The organism is Citricoccus parietis, assembly GCF_042433045.1.
Classification (GTDB): Bacteria; Actinomycetota; Actinomycetes; order Actinomycetales; family Micrococcaceae; genus Citricoccus; species Citricoccus parietis.
The window spans coordinates 95,602-109,078 of the sequence record NZ_JBHLWH010000032.1 but is presented as its reverse complement, the minus strand read 5'-3'; the positions used below and the strand labels follow the sequence as shown (position 1 = coordinate 109,078).

Below are 13,477 nucleotides of genomic sequence, written 5' to 3'. Positions count from 1 at the left end.
CCGGTCCCCCGTCACCTCTGCTGGGGTTATCCACGGCTTGCGGGGGCAGGGCTACAGTGGAGGCATGCCCGTGACGACGATGCCTCCGTTCCGCGTCCTGGGACTCTCCCCGGACACCGTCGACTACCTCTCGGCGTGGAACCTCCAGCAGCAGCTGCACGCAGAGGTGGTCGCAGGATCCTCGAGTGGCTCCGTCCTGTTCCTGGAGCACACCGCCGTCTACACCGCCGGCAAGCGCACCGAGCCCCAGGACCTCCCGGACGACGGCTCACCGGTGGTGAACGTGGACCGCGGCGGCAAGCTGACCTGGCACGGCCCGGGGCAGCTGGTCTGCTATCCGGTGGTGCGACTGGCAGATCCGGCCGCGGTCAAGGACTATGTCTGGTTCCTCGAGGAGGCCATCATCCGCACCCTGGCCGACCACGGCCTGACGGGTGAGCGGGTCGACGGCCGTTCCGGCGTGTGGATCCTCGGCGGTATCGACGGTGACGGCCGGCTCCGGCCGGACCGCAAGGTCGCCGCCGTCGGCCTACGGGTCAACCACGGCGTCTCCATGCACGGGTTCGCACTGAACTGCAGCAACTCCCTGGAGCCCTACGAGCACATCATCGCGTGCGGCATCTCCGATGCCGGCTCCACCACCATCTCGGCCGAGACCGGCCGGACCATCACCCCGGCGGACGTGCTGGCCACGGTCCAGGAGCACTTCGCCGCGCTGGCACCGGGACACATCGCCCCCGTGCCCCAGGTCCTGCCGGCCGGAACCGCGGACGGCGACGCAACGACGAAAACCCTTGTGGAAGGAACACCTCAGTGAGCGCATCCCCCGACGGCCGCCGACTCCTGCGCGTGGAAGCACGCAACGCCGAGGTCCCCGTGGAACGCAAGCCGGATTGGATCAAGGCCAAGGTCGAGATCGGTCCCGAGTACATCGACCTCAAGAACAAGGTGAAGTCCTCCGGGCTGCACACCGTGTGTGAGGAGGCCGGGTGCCCCAACATCTTCGAATGCTGGGAGGACCGTGAGGCGACGTTCCTGATCGGCGGCGACACCTGCACCCGCCGTTGCGGCTTCTGCGACATCGCCACCGGCAAGCCCGAGGCCCTGGACCTGGATGAGCCGCGCCGCGTGGCCGAGAACATCCGCGAGATGAACCTGCGCTACACCACCGTCACCGGGGTGGCACGGGACGACCAGAAGGACGGTGCCGCCTGGCTTTACGCGGAGACCATCCGCAAGGTCCACGAGCTGAACCCGAACACCGGCATCGAGATCCTGCCCCCGGACTTCGGGGCCGACCCGGACCTCGTCCAGGTGGTCTTCGACGCCCGTCCGGAGGTCTTCGCCCACAACCTCGAGACCGTGCCGCGGATCTTCAAGGCCATCCGCCCGGCCTTCACCTATGAGAAGTCCCTGCGCGTGCTGTCCATGGCCAAGGCCGACGGCTTGCTGACCAAGTCCAACCTCATCCTGGGCATGGGCGAGGAGGACCAGGAGATCGACCAGGCCCTCGTGGACCTGCACGAGGCCGGCTGTGACATCATCACGGTCACCCAGTACGTCCGCCCCTCGAAGCTGCACCATCCGATCGACCGGTGGGTCAAGCCCGAGGAGTTCGTGCACTGGTCCGAACGCGCCGAGGAGATCGGTTTCGCCGGCGTCATGGCCGGCCCCCTGGTCCGCTCGTCCTACCGCGCCGGCCGCCTGTACGCCACGGCCATGCGCAAGCTGGGCCGTGAGATGCCGTCGAACCTGTCACACATCGAGGAGTCCGGTTCGACGCGCCAAGAGGCAGCGTCGCTGCTCGCGGGCCGGTAGACTGGGGCCACTATGGCCAAGAGCACTGATTCCGCAGCATCCTCCTCCCAGTCGACCCGCGAAAGCCTGAGGGCGGTCAAGACCGCCCAGAAGGAACGTCGCCAACAGGAGAAGATCCGGGCCAAGGGGAACAAGGCCGAGACGAAGGCACGCAAGAAGGCCACGAAGAAGCCGGGCGTCTTCAAGCAGCTCGGCGAGGTCTTCTCCATGACCCGGGCGCACGACCCCAAGGTCGTGCTGTGGATGGCACTGGCCTTCGTCGGCGCCCTGGTCGTCGGCCTGGCCGTCGGCCTGCTGCTGAACAACTGGATCACCTGGCTGCTCATCGCCATCCCGTTCGGCCTGCTGGCCGCCGTGATCATCATGAACCGGATGGCTGAGCGTGCCGCCTTCGCCCGGATCGACGGGCGCCCCGGAGCAGCCGGTGCAGCCCTGTCGACCCTGCGCCGCGGCTGGATCGTCCCGGAGCAGCCGGTGGCCGTCAGCCCGAAGACCCAGGACGCGGTCTTCCGTGCCGTGGGCCGCCCCGGCGTCGTCCTCATCACCGAGGGGCCGACCACCCGCGTCCGTCCACTGGTGGAGAAGGAACGCAAGAACATGCAGCGCTTCCTGCCGAACGTCCCGATCCAGGTGCTCGCGACCGGACACGGCGCGGACCAGGTGGAGCTGCACGACCTCGCGAAGACCCTCAAGCGGATGAAGAAGACGCTGACCAAGCAGGAGGTCCAGGCCGTCGACAAGCGGCTGAACTCCCTGGGCTCCACCAAGATGCCGATCCCGAAGGGGATCGATCCCTACCGCGCCCGCCCGGACCGCAAGGCCATGCGCGGCCGGTAGCCGGCACTCGCCGCTGAGAGGTCTGCGGCGGCAGAGGACTACATCCGGATCTCCACGGTGCCGGCCAGCCGATCGTGGAGTCCGCGGCCGTCCGGGTCGGACAGGGCCGGCGGCACCACCAGGCACAGCAGCACGGTGCGCAGGACCACTCGCAACGGCTTGACCATGGCGCCGCCGAGGCGGACCACCTGGATCCGGGCCACACGCTTGCCGATCGTGGTGCCGAACAGACTCAGCAACAGCACGTGCATCAGGGCGAAGATCCCGAGCGTCACCAGCGGATTCCCCTCAAACCACACGCCGGAGATGATCATGGCGATGAACCAGTCGATGAGGAGGGCGAGGATGCGCCGGCCCCATCCGGCCATCGACGTGGGACCGTCCTGGGCCAGGCCCAGCCGCTCACCGGGCCAGCGGCCCTGAACGTTCGGGCGTGCTGTGCCGCCCACCCAGCCGGCCATGTCCCGCCGGGTCACCAGGGGTTCGTCAGGATGCCGTCCGGAGTCGCGTCGCCGGGAACCGGCCACAGGATCGTCGCCGGAGGAAGGGGGTGTCTGGGGGGTTCGTGCCACGGCTCCACTCTACCGATCCGTGAGCTCATCGGCGTTCCGGCGGACCCACCAGGAGCCTCACCAGGGTCCCTGCCGTCCGGGCGATCCGCAGTGGCGTGGGTGGACTCCGCGTTACACGCCGGAAACACATCCGACACGATCGGGTCACGGCATCCCGATAAGGTGGAGGCACTAGCCGAACCCCGAGGAGCACACCAGATGTTCAGCACCGCCCAGGAAGTCCTGCAGTTCATCCAAGACGAGGACATCGTCTTCGTGGACGTCCGTTTCACCGATCTGCCAGGCGTCCAGCAGCACTTCAACCTCCCCTCGAAGGCGGTGGACGAGGACTTCTTCGTGAACGGCCAGCTGTTTGACGGTTCCTCGATCCGCGGCTTCCAGGGCATCGCCGAATCGGACATGCAGTTGATCCCGGACGTGGCCACTGCGTACCTCGATCCCTTCCGCGTGGAGAAGACGCTCGTGATGAACTTCTCGATCGTCAACCCGCGGACCGGCGAGCCGTACCACCGTGACCCTCGCGGCGTCGCCCAGAAGGCTGAGGAGTACCTGGCCTCCACCGGCATCGCGGACACCGCCAACTTCGCCTCCGAGGCCGAGTTCTTCATCTTCGAGGACGTCCGCTACCAGTCCACGCCGAACCACAGCTTCTACTCCGTCGATTCGGACGAGGCCTGGTGGAACTCCGGCCGTCAGGAGGAGGGCGGCAACCTCGGCCACAAGACCGGCGTCAAGGGCGGCTACTTCCCCGTCTCCCCCGTGGACAAGCAGGCGGACCTGCGGGACGCGATCTGCGTGGCCCTGGACGAGGTCGGCCTCGAGGTCGAACGCTCCCACCACGAGGTCGGCGCCGCCGGCCAGGCGGAGATCAACTACAAGTTCAACACGCTGACGCACGCCGCCGATGACCTGATGAAGTTCAAGTACGTGGTGAAGAACACCGCGGACGCCTTCGGCAAGACCGCCACCTTCATGCCGAAGCCGGTCTTCGGTGACAACGGCTCCGGCATGCACTGCCACCAGTCGCTGTGGAACGCCGGCGAACCGCTGTTCTACGACGAGAAGGGCTACGCCAACCTCTCGGACACCGCCCGCTGGTACATCGGCGGACTGCTCAAGCACGCCTCGGCGATCCTGGCCTTCACCAACCCCACGGTGAACTCCTACCGCCGCCTGGTGAAGGGCTTCGAGGCTCCGATCAACATGGTGTACTCGCAGGGCAACCGCTCCGCCGCCATCCGCATCCCGATCACCGGCTCCAACCCCAAGGCCAAGCGCCTGGAGTTCCGAGCGCCGGACCCGTCCGGCAACCCCTACCTGGCCTTCGCCGCGCAGCTGATGGCCGGCCTGGACGGCATCCGCAACCGGATCGAACCGGCCGAGCCGATCGACAAGGACCTCTACGAGCTGCCCCCCGAGGAGGCCGCCACCATCCAGAAGGCCCCCGCGTCCCTGGAAGAGGCCCTGCGCGCGCTCGAGGAGGACCACGAGTTCCTGCTGGCCGGTGACGTCTTCACCGAGGACCTCATCCAGGCCTGGGTCGAGTACAAGCGCGAGAACGAGATCCTCCCGCTGTCCATTCGCCCGAACCCGTACGAGTTCGAGCTCTACTACGGCGTGTGACCGGTCCCGGCCCCCAGGCCGGAGACCACGTGCCTGACTGACGGCATTCGACGACGGCGGCGCCTTCGGTGACCTTGTATGGTCACCGAAGGCGCCGCCGTCGTTGGTGCCGGTCTGGGCAGGCCTGTGCCGGCTGGTGGGAATAGATCCGCACCCCGCACGGCTGTGCCTGGAGGAAGAACCCCCGCGAAAGGTGCCCTGTGAGCTATCCGCTGTCCATCCTTGACCTGTCCACCGTCCTGCCCGGACAGCCCGTCGCAGAGGCCGTGGCCGCCAGTGTCGAGTTGGCGCAGAAGGCCGAGGAGCAGGGCTTCCACCGGATCTGGTTCGCCGAGCACCACAATTTCCCCTCCATCGCCTCCTCCGCCACCTCGGTGCTCCTGGCCCATGTGGCCGCCCACACCGAGAGGATCCGGCTGGGCTCAGGCGGCATCATGCTGCCGAACCATTCCCCCCTGGTGATCGCCGAGCAGTTCGGCACCCTGGCGGAGATCCATCCCGGCCGGATCGACCTGGGGCTCGGGCGCGCCCCGGGCACGGACCAGCGCACCATGATGGCCTTGCGCCGCGATCCCTCGGCGGCTGACACCTTCCCCCGGGACATCAAGGAGCTGCAGGGCTATCTCCGGGGAGAGTCCCTCATCCCCGGCGTGGATGCCTTTCCGGGGCACGGGACGAATGTCCCGCTCTACATCCTGGGGTCCTCGCAGTACGGTGCACAGCTCGCGGCGGCACTGGGGCTGGGCTACTCCTTCGCCTCACACTTCGCCCCGCAGATGCTGGAACACGCGGCCACGATCTACCGGGAGCGGTTCGAGCCGTCCGAGAGCGTCCCCGCACCGCACTTCATCGCGGCGCTCAACGTCATCGCAGCGGATACCGAGGCCGAGGCGCACGCCCAGCTCGAGATCGCCCACCGTCACCGCATCCGCCAGATGCTCGGCCGCGGCCGTGACCTGAGCGAGGATGATGTCACCATGCTCCTGCACTCCGCCGGCGGCGAGCAGGTGCTCTCCATGATGAAGTACACCGCGGTGGGCACCATCGAGACCGTCAAGGCCTACCTGGATGAGTTCCGTGAGCGCGTCCAGGCCGATGAACTGATCATCACCAATGCCGCCCCGGACCTGGCGGCCCGGCACCGCACCCTCGAGCTCCTCGGTGAGCACATCATCCGGCGGTGATCCCCGCGGCCGCCGGGTGACGATTCCGTTGCGATCCCGCTCCCTCGTGGCCTGAGGGCTTTTCCCGTCCGGCCCCCACGGTCATGGTGGTCGCATGAGACGCACACCGTTGCTTGTTTCGAGCCTGATATCCCTGACCGTCCTCGGGATGGCTGGATGCGCCGACCCCTCGCCCACCGGCTCATCCGAACCGGTGCACCGGTCCCCCTCCGCCGGGAGCCCCCGTCCGGATCAGGGTCCGGGCACGGGCACGGAGCAGAGTTCTGAGGGGACGACGCAGCCGATCGGGGAGACGGTGGATCCCGCCGACTTCGCCCGGGGCGGTACGTCCGGGGTCTACGTGTTCGAGTCCCCCACCGGAAACCTGGCCTGCGGCATCGATGCGGAGGGGAGCACCGGGTTCCTGGCCGGGTGCCACGCCCGTGACGTAGTGGAGAGTCTTCCGGCCTGTGACGACCCCGACTCGAACGGCCCGTGGGTGGCCATCACCCGCGAGGAGGTGGCGGAGGCGGGTTGCCAGCGCGAGGGGGTCTTCTTCGATGCCGCGGCCCACGCGCTCGAGTACGGCCAGGCCCTGGAGGTCGGTGACGTCCGCTGCGATTCCGCGGAGGACGGGATCACCTGCAGGTTGCCGGACGGGACCGGCTTCACCGCCTCCCGAGCGGCCTTCTCACCCACGCCCTGACGTCACCCTGCTGCCGAGAGGCGAACAGGTCGGGGGACGCTCAGATCCCGTAGAAGTGCTTCTCGAAGACCTGCCGGGCGTGACGGGTGGACCGCAGGTAGTCCTCCTCCAGCTGGGCCGCCTGGCCGAGCTCGTAGCCGCACCACCGGGCCACGGCCTCCAGGTCCTGGCGCTTGGCGGGCAACATGTCCGAGGGCTTGCCGGACCAGACGATGTTCCCAGCCCGGATCCGGGTCGCCAGGTGCCACGCGCGGTCCAGCACCTCGGCGTCCTCGGCCGGGAGGAGTCGCTCCTGGACGAGGGCCTTCAAGGCCGCCATGCTGGACGTCGTCCGGAGCGCGGGATACTCGGCGGAATGCTGCAGCTGCAAGGTCTGGATCAGCCACTCGACGTCCGTGAGGCCGCCACGGCCCAACTTCAGGTGCCGGGCCGGGTCCGCCCCGCGCGGCAGCCGTTCGGCCTCCACGCGGGCCTTGATCCGGCGGATCTCGCGGATGGCCGCCGGTCCGGGGTCCCCGGCGTAGCGCACGGAGTCCGCCCAGATGGTGAACTCCTCGGCCAGCTCGGCGCTGCCGGCCACCGGCCGGGCCTTCAGCAGTGCCTGCACCTCCCAGATCTCTGCCCAACGGCGGTAGTACTCGCGGAAGGAGTCCAGGGACCGCGCCAACGGTCCCTTCTTGCCCTCCGGCCGCAGGTCCGCATCCATCACCAGCGGTCGCTCGCCCAGCACCGGCGGCTTGCACGGCCGGGTCAGGAGGGACATCACGAGCTTGGACAGCTCCACGGCCTGCCGTTGGGCGGCTTCCGGGTCGGCACCGTCATGGGGCCGGTGGACGAACAGGACATCCAGGTCGGAGCCGTAGGCGATCTCCCGGCCCCCCTGGCGTCCCATGGCCACCACCAGCAGGTCCGTGAGTTCGACGTTCCGGACCGCGGCCGGGCCATTCGCCGTGTTGGTCCTGTTCGCGGTGGTGGTGCCGCTGCTGTCCGACCCGGTCGACCCGTTCGAGACGGCCCCGGTGTCCGCCGGACCGCCCGGGCGCCCCGTTCGCTGGTCGGGGTGGCCGAAGAGGGAGTTCTCCGCAACGTGCAGCGCACCCAGCACGGCCGCGCGGTCGGCGTCGGAGAGGGCACGGCCCACGGTGTCCTGGTCCAGCAGCCCGGAGGCGTCGGCGATCGCGGTCCGCAGGATCTCCCTCTGTCGGATGAGCCGGATCTGGCGGATCGCCTCCTCCGGATCAGGATGCCGGGACATCTTGGCCTGGATCTCCTGCCACTGCGTCTCGAACGGCATGGGGACCAGCTCGCGGTCCCGTCCCAGCCAGGCGGCGGCCTCTGGCAGATGCTCCAGCATGTCCGAGATGTAGGAGGAGAGCGAGAGGATCTGGCACAGCCGCTCGGCGGCCGCCGAGGAGTCCCGCAGCATGCCCAGGAACCACGGGGAGGAGCCCAGCGATTCCGAGAGCCGGCGGAATCCCAGCAGGCCGCCGTCGGGATTGGGGCCGTTGGCCAACCAGCCGAGCATCACCGGCAGCAGTTGGCGCTGCAGCGCCGCGCGGCGGGACACCCCGGTGGTGAGGGCCTCGATGTGATTCACCGCGCCGGCCGGATCCTGGTAGCCCAGGGCGGCGAGGCGCTGGCGCACCGCCTCCGGGGTCAGTTTGGCCTCATCGGCGGACAGCGCCGCCGTGGTGGACAGCAGCGGCCGGTAGAAGATCTTCTCGTGCAGGGAGCGCACCGCCTTGCGGGTCCGCTTCCACAGTGAGGTCAGGGCCGCGGCATCCGAGGGGCCGGGTTCACCGGGGCCCTTGGCCGCCCGGGCCAGGACCCACAGGGCGTGCGGCTTGTCCGGCATGAGGTGCGTCCGGCGCAGGTGGACCAGCTGGATCCGGTGCTCCAGCAGCCTCAGGTACCGGTAGGCGCCGGCGAAGGACTCGGCGTCCGAGCGCCCGATGTAGGAGCTGTTCTCCAGGGCGTCGATGGCGTCCAGGGTGTTCCGGACGCGGACGGACTCCTCGGTCTTGCCGTGGACGAGCTGGAGCAGCTGGACGGTGAACTCCACGTCCCGCAGGCCGCCGGCGCCCAGCTTGATCTCCCGGTCCCGGTTCTGGTGGGCGATGTTGTCCAGGACCCGGCGCCGCATCTGCTGGACGGAGGAGACGAAGCCGTCCCGCTCCGAGCTGGTCCAGACCAGCGGCCAGATCGCGTCGATGTACTCCCGGCCCAGTTCCCGATCGCCGGCGATGGGCCGGGCCTTGAGCAGGGCCTGGAACTCCCACGTGTGAGCCCAGCGGCGGTAGTACTCCCCATGGGACTCCACCGTTCGGGACAGCACCCCGTCCTTGCCCTCGGGGCGCAGGTTCGCGTCGATCTCCCACAGGCCCTGTTCGGGGGCCGCCGCGGTGGTGTACTTCGAGATCCCGGCGGCCAGGGCCGTGGCGATGACCGCCGCGTGGTGATCGTCCTCCAGGGACGAGGCGTGGACGAAGATGACGTCCACGTCCGAGATGTAGTTCAGTTCCCGCGCGCCGCATTTGCCCATCCCGATGACGGCGAGGTCCACCCGGTCGGCGTCCTGGCCGTACTGCTCGACGGCGTCCGCCCGGGCGGCGGCGAGGCCGGCCTCGATCGCGGCGCCGGCCAGATCGGCCAGCCAGGCCGAGACCGCCGGCTCGGCCGCCCGCGGGTCCCGCACGGTCAGGTCCTGGATGGCCAGGGCCGTGAGCTGCCGGCGATAGGCGATCCTCAGGGCCGCGGCCGCCTCCTTGCCGCGGAGCGTGGCCACCGGACGGGCCGCGGTGGCATCCGCACCGACCGCCTCCAGGAGCAGAGTCCGCAACGGGGCCGTGTCAGCCGCGAGGCCGTCCGGTCCCAGGACGGGAGCGGTGCGGGCGGCAGCGGCCGGGTCCACGAGCAGGTCGATGTGGTCCGGCCGGCGGATGAGGAACTCCCCCAGCGCCTCGGAGGCGCCCAGCAGTCGTGCCACCGCCCGGGAGCGCGCCGGGTCCTCCAGCACCCCTGCCAGGGCCGGGGCCCGCTCCAGCAGTCGGACGAACAGGATCAGGGCCTGGTCCGGGTCCGGGGCGTTCGCGAGGATGCGCACGATCTCCTGCTGGTCCAGGGATCCCAGTTCCGGGGAGGCCAACAGCTCCTGGGCGCGGGCCCAGTCGGAGAAGCCGGCACTGACCAGGGACTTCCGTCCGGGCCCGCTATTCTCCGATGCCGGGGTGATCATGCCGGATCAGAGGATGCCGAGGTTGCGCTGCAGTTCGAACGGCGTGACCTCGACCCGGTACTCGTCCCACTCCTGACGCTTGTTCCGCAGGAAGTTCTCGAAGACCGTCTCCCCCAGCACCTCGGCCACGAACTCGGAGTCCTCCATGATCCGCAGGGCGTCATGCAGGGTACCGGGCAGCGGGTGGTGGCCCAGGGCCCGGCGTTCCGTGGAGGTGAGCGCGCTGATGTCCTCGGCGGCGGCCTCCGGCAACTCGTACTCCTCCTCGATTCCCTTCAGGCCGGCGGCCAGGAGGACCGCGTAGGTCAGGTACGGGTTCGCGGAGGCATCGATCCCGCGGTACTCGACGCGGGCCGAGCCGGCCTTGTCCGGCTTGTAGAGGGGGACGCGGACCAGGGCGGAACGGTTGTTGTGGCCCCAGGACACGTAGGACGGGGCCTCCCCGCCGCCCCAGAGGCGCTTGTACGAGTTCACGAACTGGTTGGTGATGGCCGTGATCTCCATGCTGTGGTGCAGCAGCCCGGCGATGAACCGGCGTCCCGTGGTGGAGAGGTGGAACTCGGCACTGGGCTCAAAGAAGGCGTTCGAATCGCCCTCGAACAGGGAGAAGTGGGTGTGCATCCCGGAGCCGGCATGCTGGCCGAACGGCTTCGGCATGAAGGTCGCGTAGTTGCCCTGGAGCTGGGCGACCTCCTTGATCACGGTGCGGAACGTCATGATGTTGTCGGCCGTCTGCAGGGCATCCGCGTAGCGCAGGTCGATCTCGTTCTGGCCGGGGCCGGACTCGTGGTGGCTGAACTCCACCGAGATGCCGATCGCCTCGAGCATGTTGACCGCGTGGCGGCGGAAGTCCGTGGCGACGCCGCCGGGCTCGTGGTCGAAGTACCCGGCCTGGTCCACCGGGATGGGCTGGCCGTCCGGTCCGGGGTCCTTGGACTGGAGGAGGTAGAACTCGATCTCGGGGTGCGTGTAGAACGTGAAGCCCATGTCCGCGGCGCGGGACAGCTGACGGCGCAGCACCTGGCGGGGATCGGCGGCGGAGGGCTCCCCGTCCGGAGTGAGCACGTCACAGAACATCCGTGAGGTGGGCTCGTCCTCGCCGCGCCACGGCAGGATCTGGAAGGTCGAGGGGTCCGGCTGCAGCAGCATGTCCGACTCGAAGATCCGGGTGTACCCGTCGATCGAGGACCCGTCGAAGCCCAGGCCCTCGGCGAAGGCCCCCTCGACCTCGGCCGGTGCCAACGCGACCGACTTCAGCGTGCCGGTCACGTCGGTGAACCACAGTCGCACGAAACGCACGTCCCGGTCCTCTATGGTCCTGAGGACAAACTCCTGTTGGCGATCCATGTCTCTGGCGGCCTCCTGTCGGATCGTGCGAATGCTCCCACTGTAGTGTGCCGGGCCCGGTCAGCGCCGGATGACGGGCCGCTAGACTGCGGCCATGGCTGAGAAAGAAACCGCGCCCTACGCCGCACCGACTCCTGCCCGCTACCGCACCGTGCACCTCCAGAAGGCCAAGGATGAGGGCCGGCGCTTCGCGATGCTCACGGCGTACGACTTCCAGATGGCCCAGGTCTTCGACGACGCGGGCATCGAGACGATCCTGGTGGGTGACTCGGCGGCCAACACCATGATGGGCCATGCCACCACCCTGCCGATCACGCTCGACGAGATGATCGTCTACGCCGGATCCGTGGTCCGCGGCACCCGGCACGCCATGGTGCTGTGCGATCTGCCCTTCGGCTCCTATGAGCTGTCCCCCCAGCAGGGAACCGAGAGCGCCATCCGGCTCGTCAAGGAGGCCGGCGTCCACGCCGTGAAGATGGAAGGGGGCGTCCGCTACGCCGAGCACGTGCGCATGATGACGGACGCCGGAGTCCCCGTCATGGCCCACATCGGCTTCACCCCCCAGTCCGAGAACGTCCTGGGTGGGTACCGGGTCCAGGGCCGCACCGAGGGCGCCGCGGAGGCGATGGTGCGCGAGGCGACGGTGCTGCAGGATGCCGGTGCCTTCGCCGTGCTGATGGAGATGGTCCCCTCGGACATCGCCCGCCAGGTGGACGAGGCGCTGCGCGTGCCCACCGTCGGCATCGGTGCCGGGCCCACCACCACCGGCCAGGTCCTGGTGTGGCAGGACATGCTCGGCCTGCGGACCGGCAGGATGCCGCGCTTCGTGAAGCAGTACGCGGACCTGCACTCGGTGGTCTCAGCGGCGGTCACCGACTACCGCCGGGACGTGCTCGAGGGCACGTTCCCGGCAGCCGAGCACGGCTTCGAGTCCTGATCGGGCCGGCCTACCCTTCCTCCTCCTCCGCGTCATCCCAGCGCTCGTTGTTCGCCTGCACCTGCGCGATGGCGCCCTCGGCCTCAGTGCGGGACTGGTAGGGCCCCAGCAGCTTCGACCAGTCTGACTGCGGGCCTTCCTCGACCTGCTTCGTGACGACGTTGTACCAGTATTCGCTCATGGGCCCACCCTATCGGCGCTCCAGCCGGCCCACCCGGTGCCCTCGGCGGCGATAGGATCGAGTCATGTCCCACAGCCCTCAGACGAACACCCGTCCCGCCTCGACCGCCCCGGCGCCCTCGACCAGCCACAACGGTCCCGCCCCGGAGGGCCCGATGCGGGGCGAACCGGGTTCCAAGGCGCCGGTGGGCACCCTGACGCCGGGCGTCGTCGCGCCCGCCCTTCCCGTTCCGGCGCACATCGAGCGGCCGGAGTACGTGGGACGGACCACGGCGGACGAGGGCAACGGCTCCGACGTCTACGATGCCGAGGGGATCGAGAAGATCCGCGCGGCCGGCCGGATCGCCGCCCAGGCCATGGAGGAGGCCGCCCGGCACATCGCCCCCGGCGTCACCACGGCGGAACTGGACCGGATCGCGCACGAGTTCATCTGCGATCACGGCGCCTACCCGTCCTGCCTCGGCTACAAGGGCTTCCCGAAGGCCATCTGCACCTCGTTGAACGAGGTGATCTGCCACGGCATCCCGGATGACACCGTGCTGGAGGACGGGGACATCATCAACCTCGACATCACGGCGTACCTGGACGGGCACCACGGGGACCACAACATGACCTACCTGGTCGGCACCGTGGACGCGGAGTCCCAGCTGCTGGTGGAGCGCACCCACGAGGCCATGATGCGCGGTATCAAGGCCGTGAAGCCCGGTCGCGAGGTCAACGTCATCGGCCGGGCCATCGAGTCCTATGCCAAACGCTTCGGCTATGGGGTGGTCCGGGACTTCATCGGCCACGGCGTGGGCCGTGACTTCCACTCCGGGCTCGTCATCCCCCACTTCGATGCCGCCCCTGCGCACAACACCGTGATGGTCCCCGGCATGGTCTTCACCATCGAGCCGATGATCACCCTCGGCACCATCCGCTGGGACATGTGGGACGACGACTGGACCGTGGTCACCCGGGACCGTCAGCGCACCGCACAGTTCGAGCACACCCTCGTGGTCACGGACGACGGCGCCGAGATCCTGACCCTGCCCTGAGCAGCGCGTCGTCCACTCCACC

12 protein-coding genes are annotated in these 13,477 nt (G+C 69.0%); 8 read left to right on the top strand and 4 right to left on the bottom strand.

Features of this window, described 5'->3' with window-relative positions; all coding sequences use genetic code 11:
• Nucleotides 1–64 precede the first annotated feature (64 nt).
• The 3 genes from lipB to ACFFIO_RS12095 are packed head-to-tail and all read left to right on the top strand — an operon-like array spanning nucleotide 65 to nucleotide 2,655.
• Nucleotides 65–817, top strand: coding sequence for a lipoyl(octanoyl) transferase LipB (lipB, locus tag ACFFIO_RS12105; RefSeq protein ID WP_378042094.1), 753 nt, complete (start codon nucleotides 65–67; stop codon nucleotides 815–817).
• Complete coding sequence (lipA, locus tag ACFFIO_RS12100; RefSeq protein ID WP_378042093.1) at nucleotides 814–1,818, top strand: lipoyl synthase; 1,005 nt, start codon at nucleotides 814–816, stop codon at nucleotides 1,816–1,818. The genes lipB and lipA overlap by 4 nt, the downstream gene beginning before the upstream one ends.
• A 12-nt stretch (nucleotides 1,819–1,830) precedes the next feature.
• Nucleotides 1,831–2,655: a DUF4191 domain-containing protein gene (locus tag ACFFIO_RS12095; protein ID WP_378042091.1), complete on the top strand. Its 825-nt coding sequence runs from the start codon at nucleotides 1,831–1,833 to the stop codon at nucleotides 2,653–2,655.
• A gap of 38 nt (nucleotides 2,656–2,693) precedes the next feature.
• Here ACFFIO_RS12095 and ACFFIO_RS12090 read toward each other — a convergent pair whose 3' ends face one another.
• On the bottom strand, nucleotides 2,694–3,227 hold the full coding sequence (locus ACFFIO_RS12090; protein WP_378042090.1) for an RDD family protein: 534 nt from the start codon (nucleotides 3,225–3,227) through the stop codon (nucleotides 2,694–2,696).
• Nucleotides 3,228–3,425: 198 nt separating this feature from the next.
• Here ACFFIO_RS12090 and glnA (ACFFIO_RS12085) point away from each other — a divergent pair, with 198 nt between their 5' ends.
• The 3 genes from glnA (ACFFIO_RS12085) to ACFFIO_RS12075 all read left to right on the top strand — a co-directional run bounded on the left by glnA (ACFFIO_RS12085) (nucleotide 3,426) and on the right by ACFFIO_RS12075 (nucleotide 6,719).
• Nucleotides 3,426–4,850, top strand: a complete 1,425-nt coding sequence (gene glnA, locus ACFFIO_RS12085) for a type I glutamate--ammonia ligase (protein WP_378042088.1) — start codon at nucleotides 3,426–3,428, stop codon at nucleotides 4,848–4,850.
• Between the two features lie 200 nt (nucleotides 4,851–5,050).
• Nucleotides 5,051–6,034, top strand: coding sequence for an LLM class flavin-dependent oxidoreductase (locus ACFFIO_RS12080; RefSeq protein WP_378042086.1), 984 nt, complete (start codon nucleotides 5,051–5,053; stop codon nucleotides 6,032–6,034).
• Between the two features lie 94 nt (nucleotides 6,035–6,128).
• Nucleotides 6,129–6,719 carry a hypothetical protein gene (locus ACFFIO_RS12075; protein ID WP_378042084.1) on the top strand — a complete coding sequence of 197 codons (591 nt, stop codon included), beginning with the start codon at nucleotides 6,129–6,131 and terminating at the stop codon, nucleotides 6,717–6,719.
• A gap of 40 nt (nucleotides 6,720–6,759) precedes the next feature.
• Here the strand turns inward: ACFFIO_RS12075 and ACFFIO_RS12070 are convergent, their stop codons facing one another.
• Both ACFFIO_RS12070 and glnA (ACFFIO_RS12065) read right to left on the bottom strand, forming a co-directional pair.
• Complete coding sequence (locus ACFFIO_RS12070; protein ID WP_378042082.1) at nucleotides 6,760–9,954, bottom strand: bifunctional [glutamine synthetase] adenylyltransferase/[glutamine synthetase]-adenylyl-L-tyrosine phosphorylase; 3,195 nt, start codon at nucleotides 9,952–9,954, stop codon at nucleotides 6,760–6,762.
• Between the two features lie 6 nt (nucleotides 9,955–9,960).
• Complete coding sequence (gene glnA / locus ACFFIO_RS12065) at nucleotides 9,961–11,301, bottom strand: type I glutamate--ammonia ligase (RefSeq protein ID WP_378042080.1); 1,341 nt, start codon at nucleotides 11,299–11,301, stop codon at nucleotides 9,961–9,963.
• Nucleotides 11,302–11,395: 94 nt separating this feature from the next.
• Between glnA (ACFFIO_RS12065) and panB the strand changes: the two genes are divergently transcribed.
• The gene (gene panB / locus ACFFIO_RS12060; RefSeq protein ID WP_378042079.1) at nucleotides 11,396–12,238 is read left to right on the top strand and encodes a 3-methyl-2-oxobutanoate hydroxymethyltransferase; all 843 of its coding nucleotides are present in this window, start codon (nucleotides 11,396–11,398) and stop codon (nucleotides 12,236–12,238) included.
• 10 nt (nucleotides 12,239–12,248) lie between these two features.
• Here panB and ACFFIO_RS12055 read toward each other — a convergent pair whose 3' ends face one another.
• Nucleotides 12,249–12,419 (bottom strand): SPOR domain-containing protein, encoded by a 171-nt coding sequence (locus tag ACFFIO_RS12055; protein ID WP_378042077.1) that lies wholly within the window; start codon nucleotides 12,417–12,419, stop codon nucleotides 12,249–12,251.
• A 64-nt stretch (nucleotides 12,420–12,483) separates the two neighbouring features.
• On the opposite strand from ACFFIO_RS12055, the gene map reads away from it, so the two are divergent.
• On the top strand, nucleotides 12,484–13,455 hold the full coding sequence (map, locus tag ACFFIO_RS12050) for a type I methionyl aminopeptidase (protein WP_378042075.1): 972 nt from the start codon (nucleotides 12,484–12,486) through the stop codon (nucleotides 13,453–13,455).
• Nucleotides 13,456–13,477: the final 22 nt, after the last annotated feature.

What these genes read in the sequence shown, in the direction of transcription:
- lipB (WP_378042094.1), top strand. Translation starts at nt 65, where the DNA reads ATGCCCGTGACGACGATGCCTCCGTTCCGCGTCCTGGGACTCTCCCCG.
- ACFFIO_RS12095 (WP_378042091.1), top strand. Translation starts at nt 1,831, where the DNA reads ATGGCCAAGAGCACTGATTCCGCAGCATCCTCCTCCCAGTCGACCCGC.
- glnA (WP_378042088.1), top strand. Translation starts at nt 3,426, where the DNA reads ATGTTCAGCACCGCCCAGGAAGTCCTGCAGTTCATCCAAGACGAGGAC.
- ACFFIO_RS12075 (WP_378042084.1), top strand. Translation starts at nt 6,129, where the DNA reads ATGAGACGCACACCGTTGCTTGTTTCGAGCCTGATATCCCTGACCGTC.
- ACFFIO_RS12070 (WP_378042082.1), bottom strand. Translation starts at nt 9,954, where the DNA reads ATGATCACCCCGGCATCGGAGAATAGCGGGCCCGGACGGAAGTCCCTG.
- glnA (WP_378042080.1), bottom strand. Translation starts at nt 11,301, where the DNA reads ATGGATCGCCAACAGGAGTTTGTCCTCAGGACCATAGAGGACCGGGAC.
- panB (WP_378042079.1), top strand. Translation starts at nt 11,396, where the DNA reads ATGGCTGAGAAAGAAACCGCGCCCTACGCCGCACCGACTCCTGCCCGC.
- ACFFIO_RS12055 (WP_378042077.1), bottom strand. Translation starts at nt 12,419, where the DNA reads ATGAGCGAATACTGGTACAACGTCGTCACGAAGCAGGTCGAGGAAGGC.
- map (WP_378042075.1), top strand. Translation starts at nt 12,484, where the DNA reads ATGTCCCACAGCCCTCAGACGAACACCCGTCCCGCCTCGACCGCCCCG.